The 18,646-nt window shown below is 64.5% G+C and carries 14 protein-coding genes; 8 read left to right on the top strand and 6 right to left on the bottom strand.

Annotated elements, in window-relative coordinates:
• Nucleotides 1–7: 7 nt before the first annotated feature.
• Nucleotides 8–808: a TonB family protein gene (locus tag H597_RS33380; RefSeq protein ID WP_051293875.1), complete on the top strand. Its 801-nt coding sequence runs from the start codon at nucleotides 8–10 to the stop codon at nucleotides 806–808.
• A 1-nt stretch (nucleotide 809) separates the two neighbouring features.
• On the opposite strand, the gene H597_RS0117145 is transcribed toward H597_RS33380, so the two are convergent.
• On the bottom strand, nucleotides 810–1,091 hold the full coding sequence (locus H597_RS0117145; protein WP_051293874.1) for a hypothetical protein: 282 nt from the start codon (nucleotides 1,089–1,091) through the stop codon (nucleotides 810–812).
• A 152-nt stretch (nucleotides 1,092–1,243) separates the two neighbouring features.
• Here H597_RS0117145 and H597_RS0117140 point away from each other — a divergent pair, with 152 nt between their 5' ends.
• The gene (locus H597_RS0117140) at nucleotides 1,244–2,254 is read left to right on the top strand and encodes a substrate-binding domain-containing protein (protein ID WP_028103208.1); all 1,011 of its coding nucleotides are present in this window, start codon (nucleotides 1,244–1,246) and stop codon (nucleotides 2,252–2,254) included.
• On the opposite strand, the gene H597_RS31335 is transcribed toward H597_RS0117140, so the two are convergent.
• Nucleotides 2,255–3,784 carry an alkaline phosphatase D family protein gene (locus tag H597_RS31335; RefSeq protein WP_051293873.1) on the bottom strand — a complete coding sequence of 510 codons (1,530 nt, stop codon included), beginning with the start codon at nucleotides 3,782–3,784 and terminating at the stop codon, nucleotides 2,255–2,257.
• A 59-nt stretch (nucleotides 3,785–3,843) separates the two neighbouring features.
• Between H597_RS31335 and H597_RS0117130 the strand changes: the two genes are divergently transcribed.
• Nucleotides 3,844–4,806 carry a CE1 family esterase gene (locus tag H597_RS0117130; RefSeq protein ID WP_229632198.1) on the top strand — a complete coding sequence of 321 codons (963 nt, stop codon included), beginning with the start codon at nucleotides 3,844–3,846 and terminating at the stop codon, nucleotides 4,804–4,806.
• A gap of 191 nt (nucleotides 4,807–4,997) precedes the next feature.
• Here H597_RS0117130 and icmF read toward each other — a convergent pair whose 3' ends face one another.
• From icmF to H597_RS0117115, 3 genes are all read right to left on the bottom strand, one after another.
• On the bottom strand, nucleotides 4,998–8,291 hold the full coding sequence (icmF, locus tag H597_RS0117125) for a fused isobutyryl-CoA mutase/GTPase IcmF (RefSeq protein ID WP_028103206.1): 3,294 nt from the start codon (nucleotides 8,289–8,291) through the stop codon (nucleotides 4,998–5,000).
• A 144-nt stretch (nucleotides 8,292–8,435) separates the two neighbouring features.
• The gene (locus H597_RS0117120; RefSeq protein ID WP_035374564.1) at nucleotides 8,436–11,981 is read right to left on the bottom strand and encodes an indolepyruvate ferredoxin oxidoreductase family protein; all 3,546 of its coding nucleotides are present in this window, start codon (nucleotides 11,979–11,981) and stop codon (nucleotides 8,436–8,438) included.
• Nucleotides 11,982–12,213: 232 nt separating this feature from the next.
• The gene (locus H597_RS0117115) at nucleotides 12,214–13,143 is read right to left on the bottom strand and encodes a LysR substrate-binding domain-containing protein (RefSeq protein ID WP_028103204.1); all 930 of its coding nucleotides are present in this window, start codon (nucleotides 13,141–13,143) and stop codon (nucleotides 12,214–12,216) included.
• Between the two features lie 66 nt (nucleotides 13,144–13,209).
• Here H597_RS0117115 and H597_RS0117110 point away from each other — a divergent pair, with 66 nt between their 5' ends.
• Nucleotides 13,210–14,436, top strand: coding sequence for an HD-GYP domain-containing protein (locus H597_RS0117110; RefSeq protein WP_028103203.1), 1,227 nt, complete (start codon nucleotides 13,210–13,212; stop codon nucleotides 14,434–14,436).
• A 3-nt stretch (nucleotides 14,437–14,439) separates the two neighbouring features.
• Here the strand turns inward: H597_RS0117110 and H597_RS0117105 are convergent, their stop codons facing one another.
• The gene (locus tag H597_RS0117105) at nucleotides 14,440–15,486 is read right to left on the bottom strand and encodes a GGDEF domain-containing protein (protein WP_028103202.1); all 1,047 of its coding nucleotides are present in this window, start codon (nucleotides 15,484–15,486) and stop codon (nucleotides 14,440–14,442) included.
• A 296-nt stretch (nucleotides 15,487–15,782) separates the two neighbouring features.
• Here H597_RS0117105 and H597_RS0117100 point away from each other — a divergent pair, with 296 nt between their 5' ends.
• The 4 genes from H597_RS0117100 (at nucleotide 15,783) to cpaB (ending at nucleotide 18,642) form a co-directional block, all read left to right on the top strand.
• The gene (locus H597_RS0117100) at nucleotides 15,783–15,962 is read left to right on the top strand and encodes a Flp family type IVb pilin (RefSeq protein ID WP_028103201.1); all 180 of its coding nucleotides are present in this window, start codon (nucleotides 15,783–15,785) and stop codon (nucleotides 15,960–15,962) included.
• 49 nt (nucleotides 15,963–16,011) lie between these two features.
• Nucleotides 16,012–16,449 carry an A24 family peptidase gene (locus H597_RS0117095; protein ID WP_028103200.1) on the top strand — a complete coding sequence of 146 codons (438 nt, stop codon included), beginning with the start codon at nucleotides 16,012–16,014 and terminating at the stop codon, nucleotides 16,447–16,449.
• Nucleotides 16,450–16,516: 67 nt separating this feature from the next.
• Nucleotides 16,517–17,806: a DUF8689 domain-containing protein gene (locus H597_RS0117090; RefSeq protein ID WP_028103199.1), complete on the top strand. Its 1,290-nt coding sequence runs from the start codon at nucleotides 16,517–16,519 to the stop codon at nucleotides 17,804–17,806.
• On the top strand, nucleotides 17,803–18,642 hold the full coding sequence (gene cpaB / locus H597_RS0117085) for a Flp pilus assembly protein CpaB (protein WP_028103198.1): 840 nt from the start codon (nucleotides 17,803–17,805) through the stop codon (nucleotides 18,640–18,642). Before H597_RS0117090 ends, cpaB begins: the two co-directional genes overlap by 4 nt.
• Nucleotides 18,643–18,646 lie beyond the last annotated feature (4 nt).

Raw genomic sequence — 18,646 nt, 5'->3', positions numbered from 1 at the left:
TCCTGTCTTGGCCTTTGGCCTGCTTGTCGCCGCCGGCGCGGCAAATGCCGAGTTGCCGGCGGCGCCGAACCGTACGGTCCCTGTGCTGATCTTTGACAGCTGCAGGAAGCCGGAATGGCCGCGCGAATCTCTACGGAACGAGGAGACGGGAACGGTCAGCCTGTCCATGTTGATCGGAACGAATGGCAAAGTGAAGGATGCCAAGTTGCTGGCTTCCAGTGGTTCTTCTTTGCTGGACGAGGCTGCCATGGCTGGCCTGCGGACCTGCACCTTTAAGCCCGGGACCGAGGGTGGTCAAGCCATCGAGTCCTGGCAGAAGATGCAATATGTCTGGACAATTGAAGAGTCCGCGCCGCCGGAAGAATACGCGGCAATGAAGCGTTTGCAGCAGAACGACTTTGACGGCGCTGCCGCGCTGTTCCGTACCGCTGCTGTCAAAGGCAGCGCCAACGCCCAGTTTTACCTGGGTGCGATGCTGTTTTTTGGCAACGGGGTCAAACAGGACAAGACGGAAGCGGCCAAATGGATGGAACAGGCTGTTGCGCAAGGCCATGTCAAGGCCAAGGGCGCCTTGGGTGCCATGCTGCTGGAGCAAGGCAGCGATGACCGGCGGGCTTACGCGCTTTTGCAGGCGGCAGCAAATGGTAAGGATGTGACTTCCATGTATTGGCTGGCGACCTGTCTCGAGCGTGGCCGGGGAACGTCAGCCGACCTTGGCGACGCCAAAGCCTGGTACAAGCGCGCGGCGGAAGGCGGCCACCCCAAAGCGAAACAGGCGCTGGCACGCTTGGAAGGCGGCCAGGGCTGATTCAGGCTACCACGTTGATCAGCTTGCCAATTGTCTCGCCCAAGGTATTCAGGGTAGGCGCTTTGGGTAGCAAGCGGGAGGGGATGCGCTGCTCGATGGCGCTGTCGAGGCGCGGTGTCGCTGGCGCTGGCGTCGTAGCGGATTGCGCGCGCTTGCTGTCGCGCTGGGCCCTGGTCAGGGATTGGTTGTCCAGGTCAAGCTGCGAGCGGCTGGAGTCCAGGCGATCCTCATCTTGCGCGACCTGGTCGCGATCCTGCTGAACCTTTCGCTCAGCAAAAGTCACGGCGGACTGCAGAGAATTGACAGAATTCAAAGAGACCACGAATCTACCCTTTGGGGCAACCTTCCATTCAGGCACCTAGGTCAGGTTAGGTCAAAATCAGGCCGAATGCCAGAGATTCGTGTTGCCAATTCGGCGGCCGCTATAATTTCGCTATGAACCTGAAGATCCTCGCCGACCGGCTCGGCATGTCGAAAGCCACCGTCAGCCGTGCGCTGAACGGCTATCCCGAGGTCAGCGAGGTCACGCGCCAGCGTGTGGTGCAGGCAGCGCGCGAAGCAGGCTACCAGGCCAACCCCATGGCGCGCAGCCTGGCAGTGGGGCGCAGCCATGTGCTCGGAACGATTTATGCGATGCAATCCGACGGCCTGGGCGACTCGTCCTTCCTTGAAGTCATGGGTGACGTGGCGCAAGCCCTGGAGCGGGGGCGCATGAACTTTATCATCGCCCCGGTTTCGCCCGCCAATGAATTGCGCTCCTATGAACAGGCAGTGCGGGGCCGGCGCGTCGACGGGCTGGTGGTGAACCACACGCTGGTGCACGATGAACGCATCGCTTGTCTCGCCAAGGCGGGCTTCCCATTTGTCGCCCATGGACGCACCCGGACCGACCTTCCCTACGCTTGGTTCGATTACGACAACGAGGCCGGCATCCGCATGGCGCTTGAGCGGCTGCTGGCGCTGGGCCACCGGCGTGTGGCGATGCTCAGCGCGCCGCTAGCGCTGAATTGTTCCGCGCAGCGCCGCGCGAGTTTTCTTTCCACGATGGCCAGCGCAGGGTTGGCAGTCGATCCGCGCTTCCTGGCTGACGATTGCATCGACCGCCGCAGCGCCTACCGCGCCGTGCAGGCGCTGCTGTCCATGGCGCCGCGCCCGACGGCGATCGTGGTGGACAACCACCTGGCCGGACTGGGCGCCGTGGGCGCGCTGCTCGATGCGGGCATTGAGATTGGCCGCGACATGGCGCTGGTCGTCTGGGGACGCATGGCCGACACCCTGGCAGGCCTCGATATCGCCACCATCGAGCAGCCCAACGCGCGCGCGGCCGGGGCGAAGATGGCGGCGATGCTGCTGGACCGAATCGACGGCAAGCCGGTTGCCGGCCTTCAGGAACTGTGGCAGCCGGCGCTGCATGCCGGCGCTACCCTCTGCAAGGCTGTGCGCTGATCAATCCACCAGCGGCAGAATGGCCTGGCGGTAAGGTTGCGCTTCATTTTCCACGTACCAGTTGGCCCACAGCCGGTTGCGTGAGCGGCCGTCTTCGACGCGGTCCGGTTCCAGGCTAAGGTAGTTGCGCGCGCCGATATAGCGGTGCGAGGTGCCGGGGAACTTGTACATCGAAGTGGTGATGCCGCCTTCCAGCTCCTCGACCTTGTCGCCGACATGCTCCAGGTAGAACAGCGCCATCGCCGGTGGTGGCGGGTGCACCACGCCGGACGACGTCAGCTGGTGGATGGTGATCGGCTTGCCCTGGTACTGCTTCTGGCTGGATTCGATGGCGCCGATGGCCCCGACATGGACGTCGCCGGAAAGGATGGTCACGCGGCCGCCGGTGCGCAGGGACCATTCCTGCAAGCGGTGGATCATGCGCAGGCGTTCCCATTGGTGGGTGCGGCTTAGCCAATGGTCTTTCAGGTCGTCTTCCAGTTCCTGCTGGCCGGGCAGGGCGCACAGCAGCATTTCCAGCGTGCTGAAATCGGGGTGCACGACCGGGATGCTGGACATGACCAGCAAGTGCCTGCAGTTCTGCTGCGCGTCGAGCCAGCCGTAGGCCGCTTGCCACGCTTGCTCGCCCATCACGACATCCGGAGTGCGTTCGCTGCGCAAATCGAGCGCCAGGAGGCCGTAGTCGCCGAAGCGCGCAGCCTGGGTGAAGCCGGGCTGCATCGTCAGCCGCATCGGCACCTCGTCCGCCGAAATGCTGTGCTGCTGGAACAGCAGGAAATAGTCGCGCGCTACTTTGTAGATGGCCTGGAAGACGGGCGACTGCTGGAATTGGTCGGGATAAGAACCCCAGCCATCGATGATGTCATGGTCGTCCCACATCATGACGGTCGGGATGGTGGCCAGCATGCGTGCAACGTGCGGATAAGCCCACACCTTCAGGTAATTCCCGAAGAAGAAATCGTCGATTTCCGTCTGCAGCGATTTGCTGACCGGCTTATTGGCGAGCTTCCTGTCGTTCGGCGCGGCGGCCCAGTCGTGCAGGGCGGTGGTGGACCACATGGCGTCGCTGTAGATCTGGTCGCCGCCCATCAGCAGCAGGTGGTAGGGGCGCTGCAGGTGGTTGTCGTGCATCTTGTTCCAGACCGGATCCTGCGGGATATCCTTCATCTTCTTGAAGTCGGAGAAGCCATTGCAGGAGGTGTAGGCGCTGGTGGGGGCGCTGTCGCGGGCGGGAACAGCGAAGGTGAAAGCTTGTCCATCGACCGTGTACTGGACTTGCAGTTCGCGCGTTGCATGCTGTTCGATGGTGAATCGCCAGCTCGTGACAGTGTGCAGGGTGCGTTTGTGCAAACGGGTGCGCAGGATGCGCGACGTCGCAGCCAGGGGACGCGCGTCGGCTGCGGCGCCCGCAAGCAGCGATGCCGTCACGGCCGGCGCGGCGTCGCCCGTCCAGACGACCAGCGCGCTGACGGTCCATTTGCCGTCCTCGCAAGCACAGAACTTCAGGATAGGTCCCAGTACTACTGCCATTGCCGCCCTCTTAATCTTGGTAAATAATAAATGTTACCGCGATTCGCGAGGAGGGAATAGTGAACTTGGGAAAACTGGCGGCATTTGCCGTCGCAGGCTTGGTCATGCAGCAGGTTGCCGCGCAATCGATTGATGCGCGCGACTTGCCAACCCCGGAAGGGGTACGCCAATACATGGTGATGCAGCCGCGCGATCTTGGCGGCGATCTGCACCCTTTGCTGATCCTGTTGCATGGCCATGGCAGCACGGCCGCATTCATGCTGGGCCAGAATGCCTTCCTGGGATTTAAGTCCGATGGTTGGCAGCGGCTGGCTGCGCGCGAGAACCTGCTGGTGATCGCGCCGCAGGGCGTGAAGGGGGCGGACGGGAAGTTTGCCTGGAACGATTGCCGGGGCGACGCGACGACCAACGCGCCGACCGACGACGTGGCCTTCATCGCGGCCTTGATCGACAGGGCGATCAAGGTCTATCGCGCCGATCCGCGGCGTGTCTATGTGTATGGCAGCTCGAATGGCGGCGGCATGGCGTACCGGCTTGGCATCGAACTGGCGCCGCGCCTGGCCGGTATTGCCGCACAAAGCGCCTTGATGCCGGCGCATAGCGCTTGCAAGGCTCCCGCGCAGGCCTTGCCGGTGTTTATCACGCATGGCACGGAAGATTCCATTGCGCCGTATGGCGGCGGTGCGGTCGGCAATTGGGGGCTGCGGGGGCGCGGAACGGGCTTGAGCGCGGAAGCGTCGGTGGCGGTATGGCGCAAGCTGGCGGGATTGCCGGAGACCCCCATCTACCATCGCTTCCCGAAATCGGGGAAGACATCGGCGCTCAGCACGGTGTGGGGCAGCGATCCGCGCGGCGTGCAGGTCGAGTTCCTGCGCATCGACGGCGGCGGGCATACCTGGTCTTCCAGGACGGAGGAGCTACCTTGGCTGCTGGGCAAGGTGCTGGGGGAGATGAACCATGATGTGGATACGACGGAGGAGGTGTGGAACTTTTTCCGCGAGAAACGTGCTGTGGCTAACTGACTTGCTGCGCTGCGCCGCTTAGCCTGATGACATACTCTTTTCAAGGAGGCTGTCATGGGGAAGTATTTTTTGGCTTGGCTGCTGGGGGTGCCGGGGATTGTGCTGCTGCTGGTTTGGCTGTTCTTCCATTAAACCGGTAAAGCGGGGTCAGACCCAAGGGTCTGACCCCGATATGCCACGGCCGCAGGCCCTTACATATTGCGGCGGTATTGGCCGCCGACTTCGAACAGCGCGGTCGTGATCTGGCCCAGCGAGCAGACGCGGGCTGCGTCCATCAGCTTGGCGAACACGTTGTCGTTGTCGATGGCGGCCTTTTGCAGGGCCGCCAGGGCGACCGGTGCGGCGTCCGCATTGCGGGCGTGGAAGTCCGCCAGGCGGGTCAGCTGCGATTGCTTTTCGTCGTCGGTGGAGCGGGCCAGTTCGATGGTGGCCGGCGCTTCCGAACCCTTTGGATTGCGGAAGGTGTTCACGCCGATGATCGGCAGCGAGCCGTCGTGCTTCTTGTGCTCGTACAGCAGCGATTCCTCCTGGATCTTGCCGCGCTGGTAGCCGGTTTCCATCGCGCCCAGTACGCCGCCGCGTTCGGCGATGCGTTCGAACTCCTGCAGCACCGCTTCTTCCACCATGTCGGTCAGTTCTTCGATGATGAAGGCGCCCTGGTTCGGGTTTTCGTTCTTCGCCAGGCCCCATTCGCGGTTGATGATCAGCTGGATCGCCAGCGCGCGGCGGACCGATTCATCGGTCGGCGTGGTGATCGCTTCGTCGTAGGCGTTGGTGTGCAGCGAGTTGCAGTTGTCGTAGATCGCGATCAGCGCCTGCAGCGTGGTGCGGATGTCGTTGAAGTCGATCTCCTGCGCGTGCAACGAGCGGCCGGACGTCTGGATGTGGTATTTCAGCTTCTGCGAACGGTCGTTGGCGCCGTATTTCTCTTTCATGGTGACGGCCCAGATGCGGCGCGCCACGCGGCCCAGGACCGTGTATTCCGGGTCCATGCCGTTGGAGAAGAAGAACGACAGGTTCGGTGCGAAATCGTCGATGTGCATGCCGCGCGCCAGGTAGGCTTCGACGAAGGTGAAGCCGTTGGACAGCGTGAAGGCCAGCTGCGAGATCGGGTTCGCACCCGCTTCGGCGATGTGGTAGCCGGAGATCGACACCGAGTAGAAGTTGCGCACCTGGTGGTGCACGAAGTATTCCTGGATGTCGCCCATCACCTTCAGCGAGAACTCGGTCGAGAAGATGCAGGTGTTCTGGCCCTGGTCTTCCTTCAGGATGTCGGCCTGCACGGTGCCGCGCACATTCATCAGCACCCAGTCCTTGATCTTCTGGAACTCGTCTTCGGACGGCTGGCGCTTGTTCTCGTTGACGAATTTCTCGACCTGCTGGTCGATGGCGGTGTTCATGAACATCGCCAGGATGGCAGGCGCCGGGCCGTTGATGGTCATCGAGACGGAGGTGCTCGGGTTGCACAGGTCGAAGCCGTCGTACAGCACCTTCATGTCGTCCAGGGTCGCGATGGACACGCCGGAGTTGCCGATCTTGCCGTAGATGTCGGGACGGATCGCCGGGTCGGCGCCGTACAGGGTGACGGAGTCGAACGCCGTCGACAGGCGCTTCGCATCCATGCCGGTGGACACTAGCTTGAAGCGGCGGTTGGTACGGAATGCATCGCCTTCGCCCGCGAACATGCGGGTCGGGTCTTCGCCTTCACGCTTGAAGGCGAACACGCCGGCCGTGAACGGGTAGGAGCCCGGGACGTTTTCCAGCATCAGCCAGCGCAGCAGTTCGCCGTGGTCTTCATACTTCGGCAGCGAGACCTTGCGGATCTTGGTGCCGGACAGGGTGTGCTGCACCAGGCCGGTGCGGATTTCCTTGTCGCGGATTTTCACGACGTATTCGTCGCCGGCGTAGGCTTGCTGCAGGTCCGGCCACTGGGCCAGCAGCTTCTTGGCGCCGCCGTCCATGGCGTGGTCGCGTTCGATGATCAGGTCGTCGAAGTCGGCCACCGGCTTGCCGGCGACCGCCATCATGCGCTTGGATTCCTGCAGCTGCTGGCGTTCGCGCGCCAGCCTGGCTTGCGCCTGCGTCTTCTTGTGGTAGCCGCGCACGGTGTCGGAGATTTCGGCCAGGTAGCGCGCCCGGGCCGGCGGCACGATCACGTTTTTGCCGGAGCTGAAACGCACGTCCATCGGCGCCAGCACGCCTTTGGCGGTCTTCAGCCCCTTACCTGCGAGCACCGGCAACAGGCCTTGATACAGCGCGGTCACGCCGTCGTCGTTGAAGCGGGACGCCTGGGTGCCGAACACCGGCATTTCCTCCGGACGCTTGCTCCACATTTCCCGATTGCGCTGGTATTGCTTGGCCACGTCGCGCAGGGCATCCAGCGCGCCTTTGCGGTCGAATTTGTTGATCGCGATGAAGTCGGCAAAGTCCAGCATATCGATCTTTTCCAGCTGCGATGCGGCGCCGAATTCCGGCGTCATCACATACATGGAGACGTCGACATGCGGCACGATCGCGGCGTCGCCCTGGCCGATGCCGGAGGTCTCCACGATCACCAGGTCGAAGCCCGCCACTTTGCAGGCTGCGATCACGTCGGGCAGGGCCTGGGAAATCTCGGAGCCGGCTTCGCGCGTCGCCAACGAGCGCATAAAGACGCGGTTCTTGCCGTTCCAAGGGTTGATCGCATTCATGCGGATACGGTCGCCCAGCAGGGCGCCGCCGGACTTGCGGCGCGACGGGTCGATCGAAATCACGGCGATGTTCAGCGCATCGCCCTGGTCCAGGCGAATGCGGCGGATCAGTTCATCGGTCAGCGAGGATTTACCCGCGCCGCCGGTGCCGGTGATGCCCAGGGTCGGGGCGGTCATGGCTTGCGCCGCGGCGGTCAGCTCGGCGCGCAGCTGGTCCGAAGCCTTGCCGTTTTCCAGCGCGGTGATCAGCTGGGCCAGCGGGCGGTGGCGCTGTTCGATCTCGCCGTCGCGGATCGCGTCCAGCTGGGTCGGGGAGTAGGTCGACAGGTCGACATCGCATTGCTGCACCATCCACTCAATCATGCCGACCAGGCCCATACGCTGGCCATCTTCGGGGGAGAAGATGCGGGTCACGCCGTACTCGTGCAGGTCGGCGATTTCGCTCGGGACGATCACGCCGCCGCCGCCGCCGAAGACCTTGATGTGCGAACCGCCGCGCTGGCGCAGCAGGTCGATCATGTATTTGAAGTATTCGACGTGGCCGCCCTGGTAGGAGGAGATGGCGATGCCTTGCACGTCTTCGGTCAGGGCCGCGGTGACCACCTCGTCCACCGAGCGGTTGTGGCCCAGGTGGATCACTTCGGCGCCCTGCGATTGCAGGATGCGGCGCATGATATTGATCGAGGCGTCGTGGCCGTCGAACAGGGACGCGGCGGTGACAAAGCGCACTTTGTTCGCGGTCTTGGCCTGCTCAGGCTCGGCGGACAGTTTCTTGGCGTTGGCGAGGTCGTTCATGTTTGTTCCTTGGAACGGGGGATGGTTGATTATATGACGTTTACGTTAACGTCAAGTCAAGCAAAACCGGTAGTTCGGTGTCTGACCCGCAGGGTCAGACACCCGCTACGCGGCGGCCGCGGGCCGGACACGGGTTTACCGGTTTCAGGCGGCGTGCGCGTGGTTGGCGCCCTTGAACGCAGCCATCATCTTCGCCTGATTCACCTGGTACTCGGCCACAGCCTTTTCCTTCACATGGCCAAAGCCACGGATCTTCTCGGGCAGGTTGGCAAGCGCCACCGCCTGCTCATGGTTGCCAGCCGACAACCCGGCCAGCAGCTCAGCAACAACCCCGCGGAACTCGGTGATCAAGGCGCGTTCCATCTTACGCTCCTCGCTGTAGCCGAAGATATCGAAAGTACCGCCGCGCAGGCCCTTGCACTTGGCCAGCAGGGAGAACGCCTTCCACATCCACGAACCGTATTCCGCCTTGACCAGGTGGCCTTTGGCATCCTTCTTCGCGAACAGCGGCGGCGCCAGGTTGAACTTCAGCGAGAAATCGCCTTCGAACTGGGACTTCAGCTGCTCCACAAAGCGGCCATCGGTGTACAGGCGGGCCACCTCATATTCATCTTTATAGGCCATCAGCTTGAACAGCGACTTGGCGACGGCCGTCGACAGCTTGTTGCCCAGGCCCAGCGCGGTTTCCCTGGCCCGGACTTCGGCCACCAGCGTCTCGTAGGCGGCCGCGTAGGCGGCATCCTGGTAGCCGGTCAGGAATTCCACGCGTTTCTTGATCACGTTTTCCAGCGACTGCGGCATCTGCACCACGACCGCCTGGGTCGGGGTGGCGATCTTTTCCACGCGCTTGAAGTCCACCGCGGCGCGGCGGCCCCACAGGAAGGCGCGCTTGTTCGATTCCACCGCCACGCCATTCAGTTCGATGGCGCGCAGCAGGGCGGCTTCGCTGAGCGGAATACGGCCCTTCTGCCAGGCGTAACCCAGCATGAACAGGTTGGCGGCAATCGAATCGCCCATCAGCGCCGTCGCCAGCTTGGTGGCGTTGATGAAGTCCACGGACTGTGCGCCGCCGACCGATTCGGTGATCAGTGCTTCCACGCTTTCAGCCGGGTACTGCCAGTCGGCGTTCTGGGCGAAGGTGCCTGGCGGCTGCTCATGCTGGTTGACGATGGCGAAGGTGCGACCGGGCCGCATCTTCGACACGGCGTCGTAGGCGCCGGAGGTCAGCATGTCGCAGCCCAGGATCAGGTCCGCTTCGCCGGTGGCGATGCGCTGGGCGCGCAGGTGGGCCGGGGTCTTCGCCACTTTGACGTGGGAAGTCACGGAGCCGTTTTTCTGCGACATGCCGGTCATGTCCAGCACGGAGGCGCCCTTGCCTTCCAGGTGGGCGGCCATGCCCATCAGCGCGCCGACGGTGATCACGCCGGTGCCGCCGATGCCGTTGATCAGGATGTTGTACGGCTGTTCAATGCCCGGCAGCACGGGCGCCGGGATATCGCCCCAGTCGTCGTTCTTGGCGGTGCCGGTCTTGGTCTTTTTCAGCGTGCCGCCTTCGACGGTGACGAAGGATGGGCAAAAACCCTTGGTGCAGGAATAGTCCTTGTTGCAGGACGACTGGTCGATGGTGCGCTTGCGGCCGAATTCCGTTTCCTTCGGCAGGATCGAGACGCAGTTGGACTGGATGCCGCAATCGCCGCAGCCTTCGCACACGGCTTCGTTGATGACCATGCGTTTGGCCGGGTCGGGGAACTCGCCCTTCTTGCGGCGGCGGCGCTTTTCGGCGGCGCAGGTCTGGTCGTAGATGATGACGGTGCAGCCCGGCAGCTCGCGCAGTTCGCGCTGCACGGCGTCCATGTCCTTGCGGTCGTGCAGGGTGACGCTGCCGGGCAGGGCGGAGCGGTCGGTGTAGCGCGACAGGTCTTCGGTCACCAGGGCGATGCGCTGGATGCCTTCGGCTGCCATCTGCTGCGCGATCATCGGCACCGACACGGTGCCGTCGACCGGCTGGCCGCCGGTCATCGCCACGGCGTCGTTGTACAGGATCTTGTAGGTGATGTTGACCTTCGCTGCGACGGCGGCGCGGATCGCCAGATAGCCGGAGTGGAAGTAGGTGCCGTCGCCCAGGTTCTGGAACACGTGCGGCACTTTGCTGAAGGCGGCCTGGCCGATCCACGGCGTGCCTTCGCCGCCCATATGGGTGGTCAGCTTGTTCATTTCTGGGTAGATCGACGTCGCCATCACATGGCAGCCGATGCCGGCCAGGGCGAAGGAGCCTTCCGGCACCTTGGTCGAGGTGTTGTGCGGGCAGCCGGAGCAGTAGAAGGCCGGGCGGAACGGTGTCTCGATCGCTTTCTTCAGCACCGCGTCCTTGGCTTCCAGGAAGGCCAGGCGCGCCTTGATCTGGTCCTGGATATGGGTGTCGGCGATGTAGCGGGCGACGCGGCCGGCGATCACGCGCGCCACCTGCGACACCGAGAAGTCGGCCTTCGGCGGCAGCAGCCATTCGCCGCGCGGGGCCACCCACTCGCCCTTGTCGTCGAACTTGCCGATGATATGCGGGCGCACGTCGTCGCGCCAGTTGTACAGCTGTTCCTTCAGCTGGTATTCGACGAACTGGCGCTTTTCCTCGACCACCAGGATTTCGTCCAGGCCTTGCGCGAATTCGCGCACCGAGTCCGGCTCCAGCGGCCATGGCATGGAAACCTTGAACAGGCGCAGGCCAACCTTGGCCGCCATGGCTTCGTCGATGCCCAGTTCTTCCAGCGCTTCTAGCACGTCCAGGTAGGATTTGCCGGAGGCGATGATGCCCAGCTTGGCGTCCTTGGAATCGATGGTGGTGTGATTCAGCTTGTTCTCGCGGGCGTAAGCCAGGGCCGCGTAGATCTTATAGTCCTGCATCAGCGCTTCCTGGTTGCGCGCCTGCTGGCCCAGCGGGATGGAGGACAGGCGGGCATTCAGGCCGCCTTCCGGCATCACGAAATCTTGCGGGATCTTCACGTCGACGCGGAAGGGATCGGCATCGATGGACGCGCTCGACTCGACGGTGTCGGCCAGCGCCTTGAAGGCGACGGCGCAGCCGGAGAAGCGCGACATGGCCCAGCCGTGGATACCGAGGTCGATGTATTCCTGCACATTGCAGGGATACAGGACGGGGATCATGCAGGCGGAGAAGATATGGTCCGACTGGTGCGGCAGGGTGGAGGAGTAGGCGCCATGGTCGTCGCCGGCCACCAGCAGGATGCCGCCGTGTTGCGACGTGCCGGCATGGTTCATGTGCTTGAAGACGTCGCCGCAGCGGTCCACGCCCGGGCCCTTGCCGTACCACATGGCGAACACGCCGTCGTACTTGGCCGGACCGATCAGGTCAACCTGCTGCGAGCCCCAGACCGCGGTCGCCGCCAGATCCTCGTTCACCCCCGGCACGAATTGCACATGGTGCTTTTCCAGGTGCGGCTGGGCCTTCCACAGCGTCTCGTCCAGGCCGCCCAGCGGCGAGCCGCGGTAGCCGGAGATGAAACCGCCGGTGTTCAGGCCGGCGCGCGCATCGCGCAGCTGTTGCATCATGGGCAGGCGCACCAGCGCCTGGATGCCGGACAGGAAAACTTTACCGGTGGTGGAAGTGAATTTGTCGTCGAGGCTGACGTCGTTGAGTACAGGCGCGTTGCTGCCTGCTGCCTTGCTGTCTGGCATGGTGGCTGTCTCCAAAATCATGGTTCGGTATGTGCCTGGCACAGGTCGGCGCCGGGTCAGCGCGTCCTCGCCTAAGTCACGTTGGCTGCGGGTGTGCCGCCAATTTCAGCCGCAGAGTTTACGGTTTACTTTACGTAGACGGAAATATGGTTTGGGGATGGGGGTATAAGAAAAAGTGATGGCTTGACCGCCCATCCGTATGGCCAGCCGCGGCGGAATGGGGCGGGCGGCATCAGCCCAGCAGGCGGGCGCCGGGCCAGGTGCCGCGCTGGCAGAGCTCAGTGGCCACTTGCTGGGTCAGGGCTGCGATGGCGTTGGCGGCATTGGTCAGCGGGATGTTGCGCGATGCACACAGTACCACGGTGCGGTGGATGGCCGGTTGGTGGATGCGCACGCTGCGCATTTGGCCCAAGTCGATTTCCGGTAGCACCGGCGCCACGGGCAGGATGGTCGCGCCCATGCCGGCCATGATGGCCGATTTCAGGATGGCGATCGAGTTGATTTCAATCACGTTGCCAATCGCCAGCCCGGCGGCGCGCGCCACGGCTTCGATGCGCGGGCGCACGCCGTGCTGCAGCCCGGGCAGGATCAGGGTCGTGTGCAGGGCTTGTTGCAAGGTGACCGACTCGGCGCCGGTAAACCATGCCGCGTCGTGGCGGCAGATGAAACGCAGCTCTTCTTCCGCCAGCGGCGTGTTGGCGAATGGGGTCAACTGGCCATCGTCGAACAGCACGGCCAGGTTGACCCGGCCGCTTTTGAGCTGTTCTGCCAGGTTACCGGTGAGTTCTTCGGTCAACTGTAGCGTAATATCGGGATAGTGCTCGCGCGCGGCGGTCAGCAGCGGCAGGGCCAGGGCGCCGGAAATACTATGCGGCAAGCCCATGGTGACACTGCCGGCAGGACGCGCCGACTGTGTCACGGCGGAACGGGCATCGACAACTTGTTTCAGGATTGCCTGGGCATGGTCGTAAAATACTTTACCCGCGTCCGTGCTGAGCACGCCCTGGGCACTGCGGTGCAGCAGTTGCGCGCCCAGTTCCTCCTCGAGCTGGCGCAGTTGCTGGGTCAAGGCCGGCTGGGCCACATGCAAGACCAGGGCCGCACGCGACAGCGATCCATGGTCGACTATGGCAACGAAGTAACGCAGTTGTCGGAGTTCCATATTCCCTTGGGAAAACATTGTGTATACTTATTCTAACGTTCTCCAGCACACTAGCCGAGCCCCACCATGTTAAAGAAAGTCGATTCAGCGCAGTTAAAGGTCGGCATGTATATTCACGACCTCAGTTGCGACTGGATGACCCACCCCTTCGTCCGCAACCGCTTCGTGATTTCCAGCCAGGAGCAGATCCAGAAGATCGTCCAGTCCGGCATTCACGATGTGGTGATCGACGCTTCCAAAGGGCTCGATGTGGAGGAAGCGCCGTCGCTGGAAGAGGCGCAGGCCGCCACCGAGCGCGCGCTGGAAGCGATCGCCAGGGAACCGGCACGCATTATTAAAACCTCATTGGGCGAAGAGCTGCAGCGCGCCGCCCAGATCCGCCAGCAGGCGGCCGGTGTGGTGCGCAATGTCATGGCCGACGCCCGCCTTGGCAAGGCGATCGAAATCGGCGCGGTGCAGCCGGTGGTGCAAAACATCACGGAATCCATCTTGCGCAACCCGGGCGCCCTGCTGGGCCTGCTGCGCATCAAGACCAAGGACGATTACACCTTCCTGCATTCGGTCAGCGTGTGCGCCCTGCTGGTGGCCTTCGCCAACGCGCGCGGCATGGAGCAGGCGATCGTGCGCGAAGCCGGCCTGGGCGGCCTGCTGCACGACACCGGCAAGGCCCTGGTGCCGGATGCCATCCTGAACAAGCCGGGGCCGCTGACCGACGAGGAATTCGCCATCATCAAGAAGCACCCGATGGATGGCTTCAATATCCTGATCCAGTCGCCCGAGGTGCCGGCGCTGGCGCTGGACATCACGCGCCACCACCACGAGCGGCGCGACGGGACCGGCTACCCGGACAAGCTGGCCGGCGACGATATCAGCGAAATCGCGCAGATGGCGGCAATTGTCGATGTGTACGATGCCATTACCGCAGACCGGGTCTACCACAAGGGATTGCCGGCCGCCGCGGCGCTGCGCAAGATCTATGAGTGGAGCAAGCACCACTTCAACCCGCAGCTGGTGCAGGAATTCATGCGCTGCGTCGGCATCTACCCGGTCGGCACCCTGGTCATGCTGGAATCGGGCCGCCTCGGCGTGGTGGTCGAGCCGCACGAAACCAATCTGCTGGCGCCGAAGGTGAATGTTTTCTTCAATACCCGGAACAAGGTCTACATCAAGCCGGAAACCGTCGACCTGTCGCGCGGCCTGGGCTTTGGCGGCGGCGACAAGATCGTCGGCCATGAGTCGCCGTCCAAATGGCAGGTCGATCCGATGCGCTTCCTGACCCTGGCCGGGGCCTGAGGGTCAGAAGAACTCGGCGGTATCGTTGGATTCGACGGTCTGCAGCAGGCCGCCGCTGACCAGTTCGTCGTAATGGCAGGCCATATTGCGGCCGTGGCTCTTGGCGTAGTACAGGGCCTGGTCGGCGCGGCCCAGGATGATCACTGGCGCCTCGTAGGCGCTGATGCTGACGAAGCCGACACTCGCCGTCACCCGTCCCACCTGCGGGAAATCGTGCTGTTCCACATTCATGCGGAAGCGCTCGATGATCTTTTTGGCATTTTCCAGCGTGGACGAGCGCAGCAGCACCACAAATTCCTCGCCGCCGAAGCGGAAGACGCGGTCCTGTGAGCGGAAGGACGACTGCAGCAGGTTGGCGATCAGGATCAAGACTTCATCGCCGTACAAATGGCCGAACTTGTCGTTAACGGCCTTGAAATGGTCGACATCGATCACGGCCAGCCATTGCTTTTCCTGCTCCTGCGGATTCCGGCGCTCGCGGCCGTCTGGCGGCACCGCCATGATCTCGTTCTCGGCCGAGGCCTGCAGCATCTTGGCCAACTGGTCGTCGAAGGTCTTGCGGTTCAGCAGGCCCGTCAGCGAGTCGCGCTCGCTATAGTCGAGCAGATTCTGGAAATTCCTGTACACGCTGACAATGCCGCCAATGATGTGGATGGTGTCGCTGGTGTAGGGGGTCGGGTTGACGATTTCCAGGCAGGTGTCGGCCTTTTCGCCCATCCAGATGGGTAGCCAGAGTGTGTGCTCACCCTCGGGCGACATGTAGTCGGCGCTCGATTCATGGTGGGCCAGGCAGCGCGCCAGGGCGGGGAAGTTGCTCACCAGATCGCCCGCTGCGGACGGATCCAGGTGCTCTTCCATGCGCGGCGCACGGCCGCGCTCGATCACGGCGCGCGAACGCAGGTACAGTTGGCCGCGCACATTGACGATGCTCAATACGCGTACCTGCGCGGCAGATGCCAATTCCGCTACCGCCGAGATCACCGAGATGTCCAGCATCGTGTGATCGCGGTGGCCGGTCATGTCCACCATGTGTTTCAGGAGGGAGTCCATATGAGTGTCCGATAACTAGGCGCTCAGAGGTAAAGCGAGGGGCTTTCTAAAGAATAGCTGATCAGGATAAATCTTTTTTGCATTCTCGGCAATTAGCTTCGCGTAGTTTCATGCAGAACACGGTCGCAATGCAACACACTTCCATGGCTTTAGTGTGACACAGAACCGCCGCGCATGCGGAAAAGTTCTATGCGGAAAGCTTGCGCAAAATCAACTTGCTCGTAGGAATGGCTCCTATAGTGAAGCCAATGATGCGCAGCCCAGGCGTCAGAGTTTTCCTAGCAAAGGAGATCATCATGAGAGCACTTTCTGCAGTAAGGCGGTTCATCCGGGACGAACGGGGCGTGACGGCGATCGAGTATGGCTTGATCGCCGCCGTGATTGCCGTGGCGGTCTCGGCGGTGATGGGCGATATCGGCGGCAAGCTGGAAGCGGTGTTCGGCAAGGTGAAGGACGCCTTGACGCCAGCACCATAAGCGGGCTGGCCAGCTGCCCGGTGGCGGCCAGGCAGCTGGCCAATTTCCCATGAGCGGACTCGAAATCATCCTGCTGTGCCTGGTGATCCAGGCGGCAGCCTCGGACCTGGCGTGGCGCCGGGTACCCAATGTGCTGGTGCTGGCGGGCTTGCTGCTGGCACTGCTGCTGCACTGGCGCGTCGGCGGCGGCGGCTCGCTGCTGGCCCAGGGACTGGCCGGTGCGGGCGTCGGCCTGCTGCTGTTCATGCCCCTGTATGTCCTGGGCGGCATGGCGGCCGGCGACGTCAAGCTGCTGGCCATGGCCGGCAGTTTCCTCGGGCCTTGGCAGGCGCTGCAGCTGGCGCTGTGGAGCGCCATGGCCGGCGGCGTGTTGGCCTTGTTTTGTTTGCAACTGGCGCGCTGGCGTGGCACCAGAGCGGACGGCATGCCCTACGCGGTGGCGATCGCCGCCGGCACCATCGCCACCGTTGCGTTGGCGCATCGCTGACCTTTGCTCCGCCTCAATATCCACCTGGAAAGCCGTGGCTATCATCGTTTCCAACAGGGAGGTCACCATGATCGATTTTGCAGACGATGAGCAGCCGCTGCTGCCGCCCCCGCCGCGCACCGTGCGCGACACCGGCCTGGAGCCGGCCATGCTGGCCGAGCTGGCCGGCAAGGCCTTGCTGGGCGCCGGCCGCTGCCATCTGGCGGCGCTGACGGGCCGCCTGCGCCTGTCGATCAATGTGTTGCGCGAAGTACTCGACGGCCTGCAGGGCGAGCAGGTGGTGGAGGTGGCGGCGCGCGGCGATGCCGATATCGACGTGCAATACCAACTGACCGGCATCGGCCGCCAGCGCGCCGCCGAGTGGCTGGAGCGCTCGCCCTATGCGGGCCCGGTGCCGGTGCCGCTCGATGCCTGGCGCGCCCAGCTGCAGCGCCAGGCGCTGCGCCTGCCGCCGGTGCAGGCCGCCGACGTGGCGACGGTGTTCGCCGACGACTGCCTGCCGCCGCGCATCCACGAACTGGTGGGGGCGGCCATGCATGCGGGCCGCTCGCTCTGCCTGTACGGACCGTCCGGCAGCGGCAAGAGCACCCTGGCGCGCAAGCTGGGACGCCTGCTGCAGGGCACGGTGGCGGTGCCGTATGCGGTGGCGGTGGGCGGCGCCATCATCCAGCTCTACGACGCGGCGGTGCACCTGGCGCCGCCCCCCTTGCCCGGCCGGCAGGCCGCGGCGCGCGGCGGCGACGCGCGCTGGCTGTTGAGCCAGCGTCCCGTGGTGCAGCTGGGGCCGGAACTCGACGCCGGCATGCTCGACCTGTGCCATGACGCGGCCGGCGGCTGCTATCTGGCGCCGCCCCAGCTCAAGGCTTGCCACGGCCTGCTGATCATCGACGACCTGGGGCGCCAGCGCTGGCCGGCGCCGACCCTGCTGAACCGGCTGGCGCAACTGCTGGACACCGGCACCGACCAGCTGGCGCTGCCCGGCGGCCATGCGTTCAGCGTGCCCTGCCGTGCCGCGCTGGCCTTTGCCACCAACCTGGCGCCGCAAGCCCTGCTCGACGGCGCGGCGCTGCGCCGCATCGGCTACAAGGTGGCGCTGGGGCCGCTGCCCGAAGCCAGTTACCGCAGCCTGCTGCGCCAGCAATGCCGGGCGCGCGGCATGGACGCCGACGACGCGGCCCTGGCTTACCTGGTGGGCGAGCTGCACCGCGGCAGCGGCCAGCCGCTGCTGGCCAGCCTGCCGCACGAGATCGTGGCGCGGGTGGCGGAATTCGCGGGCTTTGCCGGTACCGTGCCCAAGCTGAATCCGGCCACGCTGGACCAGGCCTGGTCCAGCATGTTCGCCGATGGTGCCGCATGAAAGGGCGGCGCGCGCTGCTGATGCTGGGGCTGGCCGCCGTGCTGGGCCTGGCTGCCGTGCTGCTGGCCTCGCGCTGGCTGCTGCGCCAGGCCACGCCGGCCACCGTGCGCATCGCCGTGGCGGCGGCCGATGTCGGCCTGGGCCAGCGCCTGGCGCCGGACATGCTGGCGCTGGCCGACTGGCCGGGCGCCAGCATGCCGGCCGGGGCCCAGCGCGAACTGGCGCCGCTGGCGGGGCGCGTGCTGAAAGCCAGCGTGCAGCGCGGCGAACCGGTGACGGCCGCCAAGCTGGCGCCGGCCGGCACCCTGGGCGGGCTGTCGGCCCTGATCACCGAAGGCAAGCGCGCCATCACCGTGCGCGTGAACGATGTGGTGGGCGTGGCCGGCTTTGCCCTGCCGGGCAATTTCGTCGACATCCTGGTGCATGCGCCGGGCCAGGGCAGCGGCAACGAGCCCGCGCTGTCGAAGATCGTGCTGGAGCGCATCCTGGTGCTGGCCGTGGCGCAGGAAGTGGCGCGCGACGATACCAAGCCGCGCGTGGTCAACGCCGTCACGCTGGAGGTGACGCCGGACCAGGCCGAACGCCTGGACCTGGCGCGCAGCGTCGGCACGCTGTCGCTGGCGCTGCGCAACCAGGTCGACCCGCTCCCGGGCGCCACGCCGGGCGCCACGCGGCATAGCGTGCTGGGCATGGATCCGGCGCCGGGCGTGCCCGCCGTGGCGCCGCCGCCCGCCGCCGCCGCACCGCGCCTGGCGCGGGCGGCGCCATCCGCCGCGCCGGCGCGCTATTGCATCGGCGTCATCGACGGCAACCGCAGTCGCCGCGAATGCCTGTGAGGAG

The sequence above is a fragment of the Pseudoduganella violaceinigra DSM 15887 genome (genome assembly GCF_000425385.1).
Taxonomy (GTDB): Bacteria; Pseudomonadota; Gammaproteobacteria; order Burkholderiales; family Burkholderiaceae_D; genus Rugamonas; species Rugamonas violaceinigra.
This window is presented reverse-complemented; position numbering and strand designations above follow the sequence as displayed.